This window comes from Yersinia sp. Marseille-Q3913 (assembly GCF_963892745.1).
In the GTDB taxonomy this organism is placed as follows: domain Bacteria; phylum Pseudomonadota; class Gammaproteobacteria; order Enterobacterales; family Enterobacteriaceae; genus Yersinia; species Yersinia bercovieri.
This window is the reverse complement of record NZ_CAWQAF010000005.1, coordinates 34462-52074: the sequence shown is the minus strand read 5'-3', so window position 1 is coordinate 52074 and position 17613 is coordinate 34462. Positions and strand designations below refer to the sequence as shown.

Genomic DNA, 17613 nt, shown 5'->3' with positions numbered 1-17613 from the left:
CGGATGATTCGCTTTGAACAGGTCAGTAAAGCTTATCTTGGCGGACGACAGGCGCTGCAAGGAGTAGATTTTCATCTGCGGCCAGCGGAAATGGCGTTTCTCACCGGCCATTCTGGCGCAGGGAAAAGTACGCTGCTGAAACTGATTTGTGGTATCGAGCGCCCCAGTGCCGGCCATATTTGGTTTGGCGGTCACGATATCAGCCGCTTGAAAAACCGCGAAGTACCATTTTTGCGCCGCCAGATCGGCATGATCTTCCAAGATCACCATCTGCTGCTGGACAGGACGGTATACGACAACGTAGCCATGCCATTGATTATCGCCGGTGCCAGCACTGAAGATATTCGCCGGCGCGTATCAGCGGCGCTAGATAAAGTGGGGCTGCTGGATAAGGCGAAGAACTTCCCGATTCAGCTTTCTGGTGGTGAACAGCAGCGCGTCGGCATTGCCCGAGCAGTGGTGAATAAACCCGCGGTATTACTGGCAGATGAGCCCACCGGTAATCTGGATGACGCGTTATCCGAAGGTATTTTGCGCTTATTTGAAGAATTTAACCGTGTGGGCGTTACCGTCTTGATGGCAACCCACGATACGTCGTTGATTGCCCGGCGGCGCTACCCGATTCTGACGCTGAGTCAGGGGCGAATGTCAGGAGCGCACCATGGCGAATAGTGCACAGAAAGCTAAAACCAGAGCGCTGAAAGGCGGTTGGCGTGAACAGTGGCGCTATTCGTGGGTCAATGCGATCGCCGATATGATGCGCCAACCACTGGCAACACTCTTAACGGTGATGGTGATTGCCATCTCACTGACACTGCCAAGTGTCTGCTATATCGTGTGGAAGAACGTCAGTCAGGCGGCAGACCAGTGGTATCCAACTCCGCAACTGACGGTTTATCTGGATAAGGCATTGGATGATAACGCGGCTGAAAATGTGGTCACCACGTTGAAAGCAGAAGCCGGTGTCGAGAAGGTCAATTATCTGTCGCGGGAAGAAGCGATGGGTGAGTTTCGCAACTGGTCCGGTTTTGGTGGTGCTCTGGATATGCTGGAAGAGAACCCGCTGCCCGCCGTTGCTATTATCACGCCCAAGTTGGATTTCCAAAGCTCTGGGACACTGGATACCTTGCGTGACCGCGTCAGTAAAGTGGAAGGGGTCGCTGAAGTTCGTATGGACGATAGCTGGTTTGCTCGTCTGGCCGCCCTCACGGACCTGGTTGGGCAGGTGGCGGCCATGATTGGTGTGTTGATGGTGGTTGCCGTGTTCCTGGTCATTGGTAACAGTGTGCGTCTGAGTATTTTCAGCCGTCGCGATACTATCAATGTAATGAAACTGATTGGCGCTACTGATGGATTCATCCTGCGGCCGTTCCTGAATGGTGGTGCGATGCTGGGCTTCGGTGGCGCGATTCTGTCGTTAATCCTCTCTGAAGCGCTGGTTTGGAAGCTAGGATCAGTGGTCACACAGGTAGCGACGGTGTTCGGCACCAGCTTTACACTGCATGGCCTAAGCTGGGATGAGTGCCTGCTATTGGTCTTGATCTCCGCCATGATTGGCTGGATCGCCGCCTGGCTGGCTACGGTGCAACATTTACGCCGATTTACACCGCAGTAAAGAATGTTTGTTATACTCTTTCCCTGCGGTGTTCAGTTAAGGCAGGGAGAGAGGCGCTGTTTGCCGATGAATCCCATCGACGCTTTCCGCTGTGTATTGCAGATCATTTACTACGATCCGCTGCAAAAAATGTGATCCGGCATGAACTTTTCTGGCAATACTCGGTCGAAAAGCACAGTGAAATGATAAGGTGCCCAGCGCTTGAATCTGCTTAAGCAGATGCTAAAATATCAGCTCTGAGAGAAATCTGCACTTATAGCCAATGCAATGAGAGGGTTTTGAATGACCAAAGAAATGCAAACTTTAGCCTTAGTACCCCAAGGTAGTCTGGAAGCCTATATTCGGGCTGCCAACGCCTATCCAATGCTGACAGCAGAGGAAGAGCGGGAGCTGGCTGAACGGCTGCATTACCAGGGCGATCTGGGAGCGGCTAAACAGCTTATCCTGTCTCACCTGCGCTTTGTCGCTCATGTTGCCCGTAATTATTCTGGGTATGGTTTGCCACAGGCTGACCTTATCCAAGAAGGTAATATTGGCTTGATGAAAGCAGTTCGCCGCTTCAACCCTGAAGTTGGGGTACGTCTGGTCTCCTTCGCGGTACACTGGATCAAAGCAGAAATTCACGAATATGTTCTGCGTAACTGGCGAATTGTTAAAGTCGCGACCACTAAAGCTCAGCGTAAGCTGTTCTTTAATCTGCGTAAAACCAAGCAGCGTCTGGGCTGGTTTAACCAGGATGAAGTCGAGTTGGTTGCCAAAGAACTGGGTGTGACCAGTAAAGACGTTCGCGAGATGGAATCACGTATGTCCGCACAGGATATGACTTTCGATCCATCTCCAGATGACGAAGCACGTGATGGCCAATCTATGGCCCCAGTCCTGTATTTGCAGGATAAAACCTCTGATTTTGCCGATGGCATTGAAGAGGATAACTGGGATAACCACGCAGCAGATAAACTGGCTTATGCGTTGGAAGGTTTGGACGAGCGGAGCCAGCATATTATCCGTGCACGTTGGCTGGATGATGACAACAAGTCTACGTTGCAGGAGCTGGCAGATCAGTACGGTGTATCCGCTGAGCGTGTTCGTCAGCTTGAAAAAAATGCGATGAAAAAATTACGTATGGCAATTGAAGCCTGATAAGGCGATTCAGCAATTGTGATACAACAGAAAGGGCGATATTAATATCGCCCTTTTGCTTTTCTGGCACTCAAGGCTGGCCTGGTTAACCTAGCTTGAAATCGTGCAAAGCCGCAGAGTTAATGACTTTCAGACTGATGGCAAATCCCGATGACTCGATCTGGAGCGGTGAGGGCTGGTGGAAGAGTCGAGCTGTCCGCGGCAGGGCGGCGCTCTCCAAGGACGGATTTACGGCGTCTTTACTATCTGCCTGTTCTCTCCGCCACTGGTACTTTACCAATATCTCAGAATTAATAACTCCACCTCTAATGATTGCTGTGAGTTATCGCTGCCAGTCCTGCGTGCTACGACTAAAACCACAGGCGTGCATAAAACCCGCTATGGCCGCGCGATTTTCGGCCGTGATCTGCTCATCACCCAGCGCCCAGTGCTGAACGGCCGGCAGCTGACGCAGCGTCTCTTCAATCAGATATAACCCCACACCACGCCGACGTGTCACCTCTCTGACACACAAATCCTGAAGCCTGGCATTATGACCATTCACAACAACTTTCACCGCACCTAACAGGCGCTCATTAAAGCGCGCAGCAAAGAGCGGATTACCGTCGATAATCCATTGGTGCCAGCTGGTTGGCTGCTGCTCAGGCCAAATCTTCGCTAAATCGATAAAATCCTGATGAGTCAGGGCTGTTAATCGTTCAATAGTCAGTTTCATCGCCAAGAGACCATAAGAAAGTAAAGGATATTGTGCTGTGGTTTATTGTACTAGATCACAGACCAGAGCGTTGTGTAAGTTTTTCTGTACGTGCTTGGGGGAAAATGTTTTTTCGATACTGCATTTTCCGAGTTTTAACAGAGTAAATGGTCGCTCAACCAGCATAACCCACTATCATTTGAGTAAAACCCATTCAATTTAATCCTAATTTTATGCTGTTTGCACCGCTTGTTTCTGCTTGTCTGAGTTGATTTACAGCATAAAACTCCTGTTTAATAACATGAAAAATAAAGTCTTATTAGAAAAAAGCATCACTTTTGAGACTAAATCATTATTACATATGAATAAAACGTAGCGGCACGATAAAACGTTAAGACCAACACAACAAGCACGTTCACAATGACAGATGGGGAATTCGCGGATGAAATTAACAAAAGGTAAAGTGTTGCTGGCTGGGTGTATCGCGATGGCGATGAGCCACTCTGTACTGGCGAAAGACATTAAAGTTGCCATTGTTGGCGCGATGTCCGGCCCGGTAGCCCAATATGGTGACATGGAATTTACCGGTGCACGTCAGGCTATTGCTGATATCAATGCCAAAGGTGGAATTAAAGGCGATAAGCTGGTCGGTGTGGAATACGATGATGCCTGCGACCCGAAACAAGCCGTTGCTGTTGCCAACAAAGTCATTAATGACGGTATCCGCTACGTTATTGGTCATCTTTGCTCTTCTTCGACTCAGCCTGCATCAGACATTTATGAAGATGAAGGCGTGATTATGATCACCCCTGCCGCGACAAATGCTGATCTAACCACCCGTGGTTACAAAATGATTATGCGCACCACCGGCCTGGATTCTGATCAAGGCCCAACCGCCGCTAAATATATTCTTGAGACCATCAAACCTAAACGTATCGCTGTTGTGCACGATAAGCAGCAATACGGTGAAGGTCTGGCGCGCTCCGTGCGTGATAGCCTGAAAAAACAAGGTACAGAACCGGTTCTGTTTGAAGGTGTGACCGCCGGTGATAAAGATTTCTCAACCCTGGTTGCTCGTCTGAAGAAAGAGAATGTCGATTTCGTCTACTTCGGTGGTTACTACCCGGAGATGGGGCAAATTCTGCGTCAGGCTAAGCAGGCAGGTCTGACAGCCCGCTTCATGGGTCCAGAGGGCGTGGGTAACTCCTCACTGTCCAACATCGCCGGTGATGCTTCCGAAGGTATGTTGGTGACATTACCGAAACGTTATGATCAAGTGCCGACTAACCAACCTATCGTTGATGCACTGAAAGCGAAGAAGCTGGACCCAACTGGCCCATTTGTCTGGACCACCTATGCCGCGCTGCAATCGTTGACCACGGCGATGGAGCGTACCGGCAGCCAGGAGCCAGCTGATTTGGTCAAAGATCTGAAAACCGGCAAGCCGGTCGAAACAGTGATGGGGCCATTGAGCTGGGATGAAAAAGGTGATTTGAAAGGGTTTGAGTTCGGTATTTTTGAATGGCACGCGGATGGCTCATCTACCGCAGTCAAATAACAATAATATTAGAAACATCAAGTTGTAGGGTTGCTCCCGTAGCAACCCGGCCCCTTTTACCCATTGCATTCCCCCCAGATTTTGGGGGGATTTTCCTCTCTGCACAGAGTAGATTAGGCGCAATTGGCGAGGGCAGCCAGGCAAGTGAATCAAAGGGTTAGGGTATGTCAGAGCAGTTTCTGTATTTTCTGCAACAAATGTTCAATGGCGTTACGTTGGGCAGTACCTATGCGCTGATCGCCATTGGTTACACCATGGTGTACGGCATTATTGGCATGATCAACTTTGCTCATGGCGAAGTGTATATGATCAGCAGCTACGTCTCATTTATCGTGATAGCCGCATTAATGATGATGGGGATTGATGCCAGCTGGCTATTGATTGGCTGTGCTTTCCTGGTCTCAATTGTGATCGCCAGTGCTTATGGCTGGAGTATCGAACGGGTGGCATATAAGCCGGTTCGTAGCTCTAAGCGTTTGATTGCATTGATCTCGGCGATTGGGATGTCTATCTTCCTGCAAAACTACGTCAGCCTGACGCAAGGCTCACGGGATCTGGCGCTACCGAGTTTAGTGACCGGACAGTGGACCTTGGCTGAAACCAATGGTTTCGCCGCCACTATCAGCACCATGCAGTTGACGATTTGGATAGTCACCTTCCTCGCCATGTTGGCGCTGACACTCTTTATCCGCTACTCCCGGATGGGCCGCGCGTGCCGTGCCTGTGCTGAAGATTTGAAAATGGCTAGCCTGCTGGGCATTAATACGGATCGAGTCATCTCACTGACCTTCGTGATCGGGGCATTGATGGCGGCAGTTGCGGGCGTATTACTCGGCCAATTCTATGGCGTGATCAACCCATACATCGGCTTTATGGCTGGCATGAAAGCATTCACTGCGGCAGTGTTGGGCGGGATCGGCAGTATTCCCGGCGCAATGATTGGCGGCTTGATTCTAGGGGTTGCGGAAGCACTGACCTCTGCTTATCTCAGCACCGAATACAAAGATGCAGTTTCATTCGCATTGCTGATTGTCGTGCTGTTAGTCATGCCTACTGGGATATTAGGCCGTCCGGAGGTTGAAAAAGTATGAAACAGCTCAACTTCGTCAACGCCATTATCTCCAGTTTCGTTCTGCTGGTTCTCGCCTCGTTTGTTATGGGGCTACAGTTGCAGCTAGATGGCACCAAACTGATCGTGCAAGGTGCGTCGGAAATCCGCTGGCTGTGGATTGGCGCGGCCTGTGTCGTGGTATTTTTCTTCCAGTTGGTGCGCCCGGTCATACAACAGGGCATCAAAAAAATCTCAGGCCCAGCCTGGGTATTGCCCAGTTTTGACGGCACCACGCCTCGGCAGAAATTATTCGCCGCTGCAATTATTATTGCCGCGATTGCCTGGCCATTTTTGGTCTCCCGTGGTTCAGTTGATATCGCCACCCTGACGCTAATTTACGTCATGCTGGGCCTGGGATTGAACGTCGTGGTGGGCTTATCTGGCCTGCTGGTGCTGGGTTACGGTGGATTTTATGCCATCGGTGCATACACTTACGCGCTGTTGAATCACTATTACGGTTTAGGTTTTTGGGAAAGTTTGCCGCTGGCAGGGATCGTCGCGGCGCTATCCGGTTTCTTGCTGGGCTTCCCCGTCCTGCGCCTGCGTGGGGATTATCTGGCGATCGTCACACTTGGTTTTGGTGAAATTGTGCGTATTTTGCTGCTCAACAATACCGAAATCACTGGTGGCCCGAATGGCATTAGCCAAATTCCTAAACCGACACTGTTTGGTCTGGAGTTTAGCCGCACCACAAAAGATGGCGGTTGGGATACCTTCCATAACTTCTTTGGCCTGACATATGACCCAAGCGATCGCATCATTTTCCTGTATATGGTGGCACTGCTGTTGGTGATTTTGACCCTGTTCGTGATTAACCGATTGCTGCGTATGCCGCTAGGTCGGGCATGGGAAGCGCTGCGCGAAGATGAAATTGCCTGCCGTTCACTGGGCCTTAGCCCAACAAAAATCAAGCTAACGGCGTTTACCATCAGTGCGGCCTTTGCAGGTTTTGCCGGTACGCTGTTTGCTGCGCGACAAGGTTTTGTCAGCCCAGAGTCTTTTACCTTTGTTGAATCGGCTTTCGTGCTGGCGATAGTGGTTTTAGGGGGGATGGGTTCACAGTTCGCGGTCATTCTGGCGGCGGTAATACTGGTGGTTTCGCGCGAGTTAATGCGTGATCTCAATGCCTACAGCATGTTGCTGTTGGGGGCATTGATGGTATTGATGATGATCTGGCGACCGCAGGGCCTGTTGCCAATGAAACGGCCACAACTGAAGCTGAAAGTTGCCGAAATCAACGCTAAACAGGGGGAGAAAGCATGAGTACGCAACCTTTGTTAGCCGTTGAAGGGCTGTCGATGCGCTTTGGTGGATTACTGGCGGTCAACAACGTGGGATTGACCCTTAATCAGGGGGAAATTGTCTCACTGATTGGCCCTAATGGGGCGGGAAAAACCACCATTTTTAACTGCCTAACTGGATTCTACCGGCCAACAGGTGGCACTATTAAATTACGTGATCGCCACCTGGAAGGGCTACCCGGCCAGATGATTGCCCGCATGGGCGTGATTCGTACCTTCCAGCACGTGCGTTTGTTCCGCGAAATGACTGTCGTAGAGAACTTGCTGGTGGCACAACATCAGCATCTTAAAAGTGGTGTTTTTGCCGGTTTGCTGAAGACGCCGGGCTTTCGTCGCGCAGAAGCTGATGCCCTGGAACGTGCCGCAACCTGGCTGGAGCGTGTCGGCTTATTAGAGCTGGCAAACCGGCAGGCGGGGAATTTGGCCTATGGTCAGCAACGGCGCCTGGAAATTGCCCGCTGCATGGTGACCCGGCCTGAGTTATTGATGCTCGACGAACCTGCGGCAGGTCTGAACCCGAAAGAGACTGATGAACTGAATCAGTTGATTATGGAGTTACGAGGCCAGCATCAGGTTTCAGTTTTGTTAATTGAGCATGATATGAAACTGGTGATGGGTATCTCTGACCGCATTTATGTGGTGAATCAGGGAACGCCGTTGGCACAAGGCACTCCTGCTGAAATCCGTGATAACCCGGATGTAATTCGGGCCTATTTGGGTGAGTAGCCTTATGTTGAGTGAATGGAAAGCGGGCGAGGCATAAACATAACATGTTGTCATTTAATCAAGTTTCAGCCCATTACGGCAAAATTCAGGCGCTGCATCAGGTTAGTTTACATATTCAACAGGGCGAAATTGTTACGCTGATTGGGGCCAATGGTGCGGGTAAAACGACATTGTTGGGAACATTATGCGGCGAGCCGCGCGCCACTGAAGGCTGTATCGTTTTTGGTGAGCAGGACATTACTGACTGGCAGACGGCCCGCATTATGCGCGAGGCAATTGCAATTGTACCGGAAGGCCGTCGCGTATTTTCTCGCATGACGGTTGAAGAGAATCTGGCAATGGGCGGCTTCTTTGCTGATCGCCAGCAATATCAACAGCGCATTGAGCGCGTTTACGACTTGTTTCCACGGTTGTTTGAACGGCGTATTCAGCGGGCAGGGACGATGTCCGGTGGTGAGCAGCAGATGCTGGCGATAGGCCGTGCATTGATGAGTCAACCTAAATTGCTGCTTTTGGATGAGCCGTCCCTGGGGCTGGCCCCGATTATTATCCTGCAAATATTTGATACTATTCAACAGCTAAGAGAAGAGGGTATGACTATCTTCCTGGTTGAGCAGAATGCGAATCAGGCACTGAAATTGGCTGATCGTGGTTATGTATTGGAGAATGGGCGCATTGTTCTGGAAGATACCGGGGCAGCTTTACTGGCGAATGAGGCTGTGCGTTCAGCTTATCTGGGTGGCTAAGTATTCCGCTTTTATACCGTATTTTTAAGGCCCGGTAACGGGCCTTAAGGTTATTGACAAAGCCGCCTGAGCGGAGAGAACAGGCAGATCGTAAAGACGCCGTAAAATCATCCCTGATGGCTCGAGCCGCGCCCTCCCTGGCGCGGACGCTTTACTCTTCTGCCTATCCTCACCGTTCAAGATCGAGTCACTGGGGTTTGTCAGCAGTCTGAGGCCCGATAATGGGCCTTTTTATGGTGAAAATATAACATTATCAGTTGGTTAATTAGTGTCATGTTACAGGGGTAATTGTAAAGTTCAGCGTGTCGCTATAGCTGCCCTTATCGGTAGTTCCAGTGCTATAAACCTCAATTTCAGGTGACCAACATGCCTCCCCTTTGGGAAAACGTTCACGCTCTAAATGAATATGTTGGCTTGGATTGTTTGCTTGAGTGTAGTCGATTTCATTGGTAAAAGCGCCATCATAAGACAGGTATATGTCGTAGTTAATCACGTTATTGCTCGATTTTTCTATTAATTTAAAATGTTGACCGTCTTCAGATAACCCATTAATGTTATTGATGCTAATCATATAACCATCATCACTTATCCCCATACTTCGGTAGCTAATACATAATTCATCAGTATGTGGATTTTTCAGTGGGACCTCTAAGCTACCGTTATTTAACAACGTATCCAAATCAATGGACTTTAATTCCCATACAGCTGATTTTAAACGAAACTTAGGATCAATTTTCAACGCTTCTGGTGGTGAGTCTATAACAAAGGATCTGCACTGATTACCTAATGAGTTAAAAGAAACACCCTTTGGTTGAACAACAAATACTCGAACATAACCATCGCCCTTAATCCTAGTTATATATTCAACAAGGCCAATAGTTACGCCGACTCTTACCGCTCCAAGATGATGAATAGTATCAGAGGGAACTACAAATGAGACATCATAGAATGCCGTCCCAGTAATAGTTTTAGAGTTAAGTACCCATTCATTATTGGTAAGGGGCGATACTATGCCATTGCCATTGATAGATAAATTACTGATATTGGCTGGATGTGAACTTTGTGAACTTAATGCGTCAGCCTCATCATAAAGATAGAATGATAATAATGGATACACATCAAGATCCTCAGTTGAATTACCTAGCACATTTGCCCGAAAAGAGACTTTCACACTGTCATCATCTAATAATTGTATTGAGCAATTAGTATAGTCTTTGACGAACACGTCACGAAAATCAGGCGTTGCCATCACGGCGGGAGACAGTATTAATAGCAATAGCCCCATAAATAAGTGTTTATTATTAATGTTCACTTGGTGTCTCTCCATAACTATTAGCTGTTTATTTCGAAGATTAATGTTAACTGCCCCTGATATTTTCCAGCGGTATCTTGCCCATCAGGTGCCTGGGCAGAAATATGTAATAGATAATCGGCACTATTTTGGCTAGTTGTACTTTTTCCGACCACAAATTCTTGTGGAGTAGCGGCTACTAATGGCTGTAGATGGCCACGCCTACCCCAACTCACTTTGGCTGGCGAGAACACCAATGGTGCTGAATGCACAGCACTGGTTTCACGGGTGAGTATTAATGGATCTTTAACCGAAATAGTGAAACTCTCTGCCCGTCGAAGTTTTACCCTCACAGGCACCTCCGCCTGAAAAAGAGACCGATCTTCCGGGGTACTCTCCAGCTTAATGTTGCTATACCAACCACCGCCTTTGGGATTTTCGATCTGAATTTTTGCTGGTGCAGTGACATCTAATTTGACATCAATACTTCCTAGCGGAATCGGAGCTGTCGCTGAAGCTACCTGACAGAAAAGTAATAGTGATATGGCGACTATTTTGATAATTTTCATAACCCTCCTTGTCTTTAATCCACCGTGCATCTCAAACTAAAGGTTTTATCCTCAATCATTCCCTGTATATCTCTGGTTGCCAGTTTCCGGCGTTGCTCGGGATAGAGATTAAAATCTTTGATATCTTGGCCTTGGGCTATTAATTGGTGCCACCTCAGGCGGGTATTACCGGTATTTTGTAATTCTAACGTCCCGTTGACACAGCGGTGCTGCCACTGGGGTTGCAATGACGCTGGCAAATGTCTGATCAGCCCCATATAACTTAATTGCACACCCAGTACCGCCCCATGACCCCCCTTAACCCGCAGGTTTTTTTCAGGGGCCACTGATAACCGATAGACCTGCTCTTTCTCCGGCGCTTGTAGAGCTTTCAGGAGTACTCTTCCGCTTTGCTTGGGGCCGAGAGTCAGTTTGGCCGGAGCGGCAAACAGTGATGGCTGTAGTTGTTCCCCAACAGCGGTCAATGATTCTTGCTCGGGTGATACGCCGGGGTTATTGATCCGATATAACTGAACCGTGATGTATTCAGTGGTTGAACTGCGATTGATAACATTTACCACAGCATTGGCCTGCCGCATTTCCAACACATGTGGCTGAATATCGATTGCCCCAAAAGCACCAAGTGATAGCAAACTAACTGCAATGAAGAGCAAAAGGTTCATTATCTACCTTCCCGCTAAGTTGTTTGACTGACAAGGTGATTGGTGTGCCAGGGTATAGATTCAGGTTGTCAGACAGTTTGGAGTCATCGGGTGATTTGAGTTGTGCAAACTTACTGTGAACGCTACCTGTGGAACTCAGCATCAAACGGTTGTCGGGCATACATTGATGCATCCAATGGCGAGTGTGTGCACTTATAGGCGGAACATGATGAATAAGCACCCCATAGCCAATACTGATAGTCATCGGCGCGTGGATTTTACTTTTATCGGCATTGTTCACAACGGCTTTGGTCTCGACTATCGGATCGATATACAAGCGATAGAGTGTTTCTTGCACCGGAGATTTTAGTGGTAATAACTTGATATCCCGCTTCTGTTTTGGCCCTAATGTAATTCGGTTAGGGTTAAAAATGATTTCAGGCTGAGGAATATCACTAATCAGTGTTTTTTTCTCTGGGTTGATACCAGGATTATCGACCCGTTGCAGTGAGATATCTAAATAAAGCGGCTGATCACCACTGTTATAGACTTGTATCGTGCGGTGTTGATCCAGTGCATTAACCGTAGTGCTGACGGGAATAACCGATAACTGCCCATAAGTTGCGGTAATTGGCAGCAATAGTAAAAAAGCAGCTGAAAGTAACTTATTAAATTTCATTCTAATTCCTATAGATATTAATACGAATGACACTGGTAAATGTGATCATGCTGCTGACGCATATCGCAGCGATAACGGATTGAACCATTTTGGACAGTAATGTCTTTCAGTATGGTATTTGAACTAATGGAGAACAGTCCATTAGGGTGGACTGTATCGCCTGTTTCCTGAATGACTCCGCTGACGGGTTGCCCACGGGAGTCTTTGAGGAATCCGTTGTAAAGCAGGCTTAAGGTAATGTCTGCTTTACTGGAAAATACCTGCCCAGGATGTGCCCGTACAATATTGACTGGTAATTGAATATGCATATCCAGATCACTACGGTCATTATGAGTAGTAATAAAGAAGCGATCCTTATAGCGGGGAACCGGTATGGCATAGAGACCGCCGCCCGTTATGGGATGACCTTCTGCCTGGAAGCTATAAGGCGTATCCAATAATTCTGGTGTTTCTATTAATAGTGCCGAGCCGCTGTAGCTACTACGCCCCAGAGCTGCCCCTTGTGGGCTGATAGCAAACATACCGTTATAACTGATCCCACCATTGGCTATTTTGCTATCAATACCCACTCGGGCGGATATATCTCCACGACTTCCACTACGGTGGGCAAAGCTGCCGATACTATTGTTATTTCTCCCGCTGGTACTGCCATTAATGCCCAAAGAGCTGGTGCCATGGTTATCGGTGAACTCTTTTTGGTAACTGGCACTGGTGGTTAACTGCTGCTGTGCATAGGCGCTGTTTATGCTGGCGCTGCTTTGCTGGAAGGAGAGTGTGGTATTGAGAAAAACACCATAGTTATTATCACTATAGCTATTTGTTCTGTTCCACTGGTCCCCTTTTTGTACGCCGAGGGAGAGGTTTAGGCCAAATTGTGGGTGCCGCCAGTCCCAACTGCCCTGAATACGGTGCTGTCTACTGCGTTCATATTGATTAAATTGGTAACTGAGTTGAGTTGGCCCAAAGCGACGGCTGTAAGATACAGATGTACTGCCGTAGTTTGGCGCATAGATTGATACATCTGGCGTTTGATAACGAGCTACTGATAGATAGCCTAATATAGTATTCCCGCCATTCAAGCGCAGATATCCGCCACCATGTTTTTCACCAGACATCATGCCAAGGGTGGGGGTAATAGTCAGTTCGGAGAAACCCCATGGCCGCGATATATTCCCTTCAGCGGCCCAGTGATGGGCATTGTCTTTAAGCAGCGAGATATTTGTTTGTAGATTTTTTATATTCATACTGCGACCAAATTGCACTAAATAAGGGTGATCTCTATTGGGGTTTTTATTCTGGTTTTTATTGTTTTTCGTCCCTTTCCCCATAGTTACAAACCAACCATTATTAGTTTGAGTGCTGATATTGCTGATGACTTGGCTTTCCTGGCTGATTACGCGGCCAGTATTATCTACTAAGCGAATTTCAACGTTATAATAGCCGCCAGGTAGTTGATTATAATTAATTTCATTGCGGCCCAGTTGTGCAGGAATACGACGAATAAGTTGATTATCGCGGTAAATCTCAAAATCCCCATCCGCTGTGGCATATAACACCAGGCTACCCGCAGAGGGCTTATCAAGAGCCAAATAGCTTTGGCTACCTAAGGTGATAAATTGGTCTAGTGCTGGGTTGAGTAAGGTGTGAATGCTACCGGCGCTGTTATCCAGATTATTTTGCCTGCCGGTTCGTAAATAGAGTGTCTGAAAGTTCTTTTGTAAGTACCAACTATCAATCCCTTTTTGCGTCCGGTGCTGGTACTGGGAGGTATTTCTTTGCAGATAATTATTCTTCGAACGCGTGGTGTTATAAAACCAATTTATAAAACCATATGATTGCCAAGGCAAACCAATATAGCCTTGTCCACGACCAGATATAGCACGGTAGTTTTTGGCCGTCATGCGCAGGTCAAAAGATTGGTTATGCACCAGGCCCCACGTAGTCGGTGGCATCAAGTAGCGGTTGCTGCTATTGTTTATGGTAATGACATTATTAATTTTATCCAGCATGATATTATGGCCAGATAAAATATAGTCACAACCATTTTGACATTGTAAATAGGGGAGTTGAGCTAGGATCTGTTCTAACAATATAGTTGACTGTTCACTAACATTGTTATTTCTATATAGTTGCTTATCAAAACTTAACTGTTGTTTCTCTTCTGAGAAAAATAGCGGACCAGGTAAGGTTTTGCCATCTAATACGCCAAGCAATTGCAGCGTGTTATTTTCTTCAGCGGCAGAGAACCCTGCGGGGACTAAGTATTCAATAGAGATATCATCTGCCCATGCTGAATTAAATGTAGAAAATAACAAAACACATGAAATCAACTGATTATCTTTTAGTATTTTTAGCATTGGATTCCATTCCACTATTAATCATAAAAATGGTCTTGCTTAGGGTTTTATATTAATCTTTGTTGGCTTGTTGCCCTAATATTAAACTCTATGCCTCGCCACTCAAAATAACCAACATCTGGCTAGTGTTATATTCAAATGGTATGTGTGTTTTAAATTAAATATTCAGATATGATTAAAGTATAGGTTCCACAACGAGCTTAATTATCCCTTTATATATATCACCTGGTTTTCCACGTAACCCACCAGCACTGATTGATAAAGGCATGTTGTCATTTATCTCATCTAAAGTATATTTTTCGCTCTTGGTGGATAACGTCTTTCCAGCCAACTTGACTGTATTGTGGAGAGCTTTTCTCTTATCTATTTTCTCAGCCGCCATCCTTGCTTCTCTCTCTTCGTTGATATTACCTCCTCCCGATCCAAACCACCGGTAATCAAAACCTGAAAAACCTCTCATAACAAATTTTTCCTTTAACCTAATATTGATACCCTTCCCAGACATGTTTGTTGTTAACTTAATATCCTCAGTATGAAAAAAGCGTTTGGAAATCCTCGCGTGGGGCTGAAATTTTAATACAATATATTCAAGTGGATCGCCATTAGCCTTTGTTATGGTTACAGTACTTTTAATGGTTGCTTCAACTGGAATATTTTGTACAACTGGCGCTGAGTAAGCAGTTGTACTGCTAGCTAATATTGCCATTATAATAATAAGTCGCGAAATCCATTTCATTGTAATCACTCAACTTTCATAGTGGGGGAAATGCAGCCGAGAACTGAATTTCCCAGCTGCATCTGTTAATCAAATAGATATATACTGCATGGTGGTAATTAAGCGTCAGCTTCTAATTTAAGTTGAAGGGTGCCACTATATGTCTCTCCTTCCATAGCATGATCTGGTTCTTTACCCGAAATAACTAAGTTAACACTTTGACCAAGCTTATCCTGTCCAAGTTTAACCTGGTTGCGAAGCGTCAGATCCTGTGAATCCAGCTTTAGTTCAATATCGGTAAATTCTTTGATAGCGCCTGTTGATTCTACTAGCTTGAATTCTTTGTTCATAGTAATCGTCAAGCCTTTACCGTTGCCAGTGAACCGGACTGGCTTAGTAATTATGTAACTGCCTTTATTATCGGCATCCGGCGTCATTTTCAGAGGGGCGCTTTCAATTGCCTTCCCCGCATCATCACTCATACTGAATGATGCCGGGATTGTTGCTTCAACTGTAATATCTTTGGTTACTGCATTTGAATAAGCTGCTGTGCTGCTGGCCAATATTGCCATAGTCATAATAGAAAGTAGGGTCTTTTTCATCATAAATACCTAATAGTCCTTTAATGTTTAAATGAAGCCTTGCTCTAGATGATACCTGAGAAGGCAATATCATACTCTATGATGCTTATTTGATGGATATATATAGTAGCGATAATAGGTTGGGCGTGAATAGAATCGCATTAATATGATTAATCCATCAGGGCGAGGTGATGCTATCACGGCATATCAGGTGGCTCAATAATTAATTGGTCGTGTTAAGGAGAAAAAATCAATCTGAGTAACTGCTGAGATATATAAAAATTATATTTATCACTATGAGTAATCTGATATGCTAATGCATTCTGTTAATTGACTCTTTATTAACTTAGATTACAAGTTTATTTAATTAATCCTAGCGTTAAAAAGTCATTTTTGTTTTTCTATTAGTGACTTGTCATTTTTCTGTCATGTAAAAGTTATATTTCTGTCACTAAGTGGTGTCATGTTTGCTTTCGAACAAAATTGCTCATCCACTGCAATTGATTGAGGTGAGTCAGACAGATTTATTCAGGGGCCGGATTATGCTTAATAATACTATTAGTAAAACATCAATTTGTATCGCGCTGACATTAGCATTTAGTGCCAATGCCATGGCGGTAACGGAAATTCCTTTTTGGCACTCCATGGAGGGGGAGTTAGGTAAAGAGGTGGATTCGTTAGCTGACCGCTTTAACCAGTCGCATAGCGATTATAAAATCGTTCCTGTCTATAAGGGCAACTACGAGCAGAGTCTGGCGGCGGGGATTGCGGCTTTCCGTTCCGGTAAAGCGCCGGCTATTTTGCAAGTTTATGAAGTGGGTACGGCGACCATGATGGCCAGCAAGGCGATCAAGCCAGTATTCCAGGTGTTTAAAGACGCCAATATTAATTTTGATGAATCTGTTTTCGTGCCGACAGTAGCCGGTTATTACACCGACGCCAAAACAGGTCATTTACTATCCCAGCCATTTAACAGCTCCACTCCGGTGCTGTATTACAACAAAGATGCCTTCAAAAAAGCGGGTCTGAATCCGGATCAGCCGCCAAAAACTTGGCAAGAGCTGGCGGCAGATACCGCCAAGTTACGTGCTGCCGGTTCGAGCTGTGGCTACGCCAGCGGCTGGCAGGGGTGGATTCAAATTGAGAACTTCAGCGCCTGGCATGGTCAGCCAATCGCCAGCCGTAATAATGGTTTTGATGGTACTGATGCAGTGCTGGAGTTCAATAAGCCATTGCAGGTGAAGCATATTCAACTGCTGTCGGATATGAATAAAAAGGGTGATTTCACCTATTTTGGTCGTAAAGATGAGTCGACCGCCAAGTTTTATAATGGCGATTGCGCCATCACCACCGCCTCTTCCGGTTCACTGGCCGATATCCGCCAATATGCGAAATTTAACTACGGTGTTGGCATGATGCCTTACGACGCCGATGCGAAAGATGCGCCACAAAATGCCATTATCGGCGGTGCCAGTTTATGGGTGATGGACGGCAAAAATAAAGAGACCTACCAGGGGGTAGCTGAGTTCCTGCAATATCTGGCTCAGCCGGAAATCGCGGCCGAATGGCACCAGAAGACGGGCTATCTGCCGATCACCACCGCCGCTTATGAGCTAACCAAACAGCAGGGTTTCTATGAGAAAAACCCTGGTGCTGATGTTGCTACGCGCCAAATGTTGAATAAGCCGCCATTGCCTTATACCAAGGGTTTGCGTCTGGGTAATATGCCGCAGATTCGTACTGTGGTTGATGAGGAGCTGGAGGGGGTGTGGACCGGTAAAAAGACGCCTCAGGAAGCATTGGATGGCGCAGTGAAGAGGGGGGATGTGTTGCTGCGCCGCTTCGAGCAGGCGAATAAGTAAGGCTATTCAGCGACGCTACTGGCCAGT

The 17613-nt window shown here is 46.8% G+C and carries 17 protein-coding genes; 9 read left to right on the top strand and 8 right to left on the bottom strand.

What is annotated here, in order from left to right:
* Positions 1-3: 3 nt before the first annotated feature.
* The 3 genes from ftsE to rpoH all read left to right on the top strand — a co-directional run bounded on the left by ftsE (position 4) and on the right by rpoH (position 2755).
* The gene (gene ftsE / locus AACW11_RS02690) at positions 4-672 is read left to right on the top strand and encodes a cell division ATP-binding protein FtsE (protein WP_004391337.1); all 669 of its coding nucleotides are present in this window, start codon (positions 4-6) and stop codon (positions 670-672) included.
* A complete protein-coding gene (gene ftsX / locus AACW11_RS02685; RefSeq protein WP_212585847.1) occupies positions 662-1615 on the top strand; it encodes a permease-like cell division protein FtsX in 954 nt (317 codons plus the stop codon). The genes ftsE and ftsX overlap by 11 nt, the downstream gene beginning before the upstream one ends.
* 282 nt (positions 1616-1897) lie before the next feature.
* A complete protein-coding gene (gene rpoH, locus AACW11_RS02680) occupies positions 1898-2755 on the top strand; it encodes an RNA polymerase sigma factor RpoH (protein WP_005274819.1) in 858 nt (285 codons plus the stop codon).
* Positions 2756-3077: 322 nt separating this feature from the next.
* Here rpoH and panM read toward each other — a convergent pair whose 3' ends face one another.
* Positions 3078-3470, bottom strand: a complete 393-nt coding sequence (panM, locus tag AACW11_RS02675) for an aspartate 1-decarboxylase autocleavage activator PanM (RefSeq protein ID WP_212585846.1) — start codon at positions 3468-3470, stop codon at positions 3078-3080.
* Between the two features lie 421 nt (positions 3471-3891).
* Between panM and AACW11_RS02670 the strand changes: the two genes are divergently transcribed.
* The 5 genes from AACW11_RS02670 (at position 3892) to livF (ending at position 8891) form a co-directional block, all read left to right on the top strand.
* The gene (locus tag AACW11_RS02670) at positions 3892-5007 is read left to right on the top strand and encodes a branched-chain amino acid ABC transporter substrate-binding protein (protein ID WP_145931590.1); all 1116 of its coding nucleotides are present in this window, start codon (positions 3892-3894) and stop codon (positions 5005-5007) included.
* Positions 5008-5171: 164 nt separating this feature from the next.
* Positions 5172-6098: a high-affinity branched-chain amino acid ABC transporter permease LivH gene (gene livH, locus AACW11_RS02665; protein ID WP_005274815.1), complete on the top strand. Its 927-nt coding sequence runs from the start codon at positions 5172-5174 to the stop codon at positions 6096-6098.
* Positions 6095-7381 (top strand): high-affinity branched-chain amino acid ABC transporter permease LivM, encoded by a 1287-nt coding sequence (locus AACW11_RS02660; protein WP_212585845.1) that lies wholly within the window; start codon positions 6095-6097, stop codon positions 7379-7381. Before livH ends, AACW11_RS02660 begins: the two co-directional genes overlap by 4 nt.
* Positions 7378-8145, top strand: coding sequence for a high-affinity branched-chain amino acid ABC transporter ATP-binding protein LivG (gene livG / locus AACW11_RS02655; RefSeq protein WP_212585844.1), 768 nt, complete (start codon positions 7378-7380; stop codon positions 8143-8145). Before AACW11_RS02660 ends, livG begins: the two co-directional genes overlap by 4 nt.
* Positions 8146-8189: 44 nt before the next feature.
* Positions 8190-8891, top strand: a complete 702-nt coding sequence (gene livF / locus AACW11_RS02650) for a high-affinity branched-chain amino acid ABC transporter ATP-binding protein LivF (protein ID WP_054872993.1) — start codon at positions 8190-8192, stop codon at positions 8889-8891.
* A 271-nt stretch (positions 8892-9162) separates the two neighbouring features.
* Here livF and AACW11_RS02645 read toward each other — a convergent pair whose 3' ends face one another.
* From AACW11_RS02645 to AACW11_RS02615, 7 genes are all read right to left on the bottom strand, one after another.
* Complete coding sequence (locus tag AACW11_RS02645) at positions 9163-10203, bottom strand: hypothetical protein (RefSeq protein WP_212585843.1); 1041 nt, start codon at positions 10201-10203, stop codon at positions 9163-9165.
* Positions 10204-10223: 20 nt separating this feature from the next.
* The gene (locus AACW11_RS02640; RefSeq protein ID WP_212585842.1) at positions 10224-10751 is read right to left on the bottom strand and encodes a fimbrial protein; all 528 of its coding nucleotides are present in this window, start codon (positions 10749-10751) and stop codon (positions 10224-10226) included.
* Between the two features lie 14 nt (positions 10752-10765).
* Complete coding sequence (locus AACW11_RS02635; protein ID WP_212585841.1) at positions 10766-11413, bottom strand: hypothetical protein; 648 nt, start codon at positions 11411-11413, stop codon at positions 10766-10768.
* On the bottom strand, positions 11385-12071 hold the full coding sequence (locus AACW11_RS02630) for a pilus assembly protein (RefSeq protein ID WP_212585840.1): 687 nt from the start codon (positions 12069-12071) through the stop codon (positions 11385-11387). Before AACW11_RS02630 ends, AACW11_RS02635 begins: the two co-directional genes overlap by 29 nt.
* A 17-nt stretch (positions 12072-12088) precedes the next feature.
* Positions 12089-14428: a TcfC E-set like domain-containing protein gene (locus AACW11_RS02625; protein ID WP_249192854.1), complete on the bottom strand. Its 2340-nt coding sequence runs from the start codon at positions 14426-14428 to the stop codon at positions 12089-12091.
* 175 nt (positions 14429-14603) lie between these two features.
* On the bottom strand, positions 14604-15164 hold the full coding sequence (locus AACW11_RS02620; RefSeq protein ID WP_212585839.1) for a hypothetical protein: 561 nt from the start codon (positions 15162-15164) through the stop codon (positions 14604-14606).
* A gap of 98 nt (positions 15165-15262) precedes the next feature.
* On the bottom strand, positions 15263-15748 hold the full coding sequence (locus tag AACW11_RS02615; RefSeq protein ID WP_212585838.1) for a CS1 type fimbrial major subunit: 486 nt from the start codon (positions 15746-15748) through the stop codon (positions 15263-15265).
* Positions 15749-16266: 518 nt separating this feature from the next.
* Between AACW11_RS02615 and ugpB the strand changes: the two genes are divergently transcribed.
* Complete coding sequence (ugpB, locus tag AACW11_RS02610) at positions 16267-17586, top strand: sn-glycerol-3-phosphate ABC transporter substrate-binding protein UgpB (RefSeq protein ID WP_212585837.1); 1320 nt, start codon at positions 16267-16269, stop codon at positions 17584-17586.
* The last annotated feature ends 27 nt before the right edge of the window (positions 17587-17613 follow it).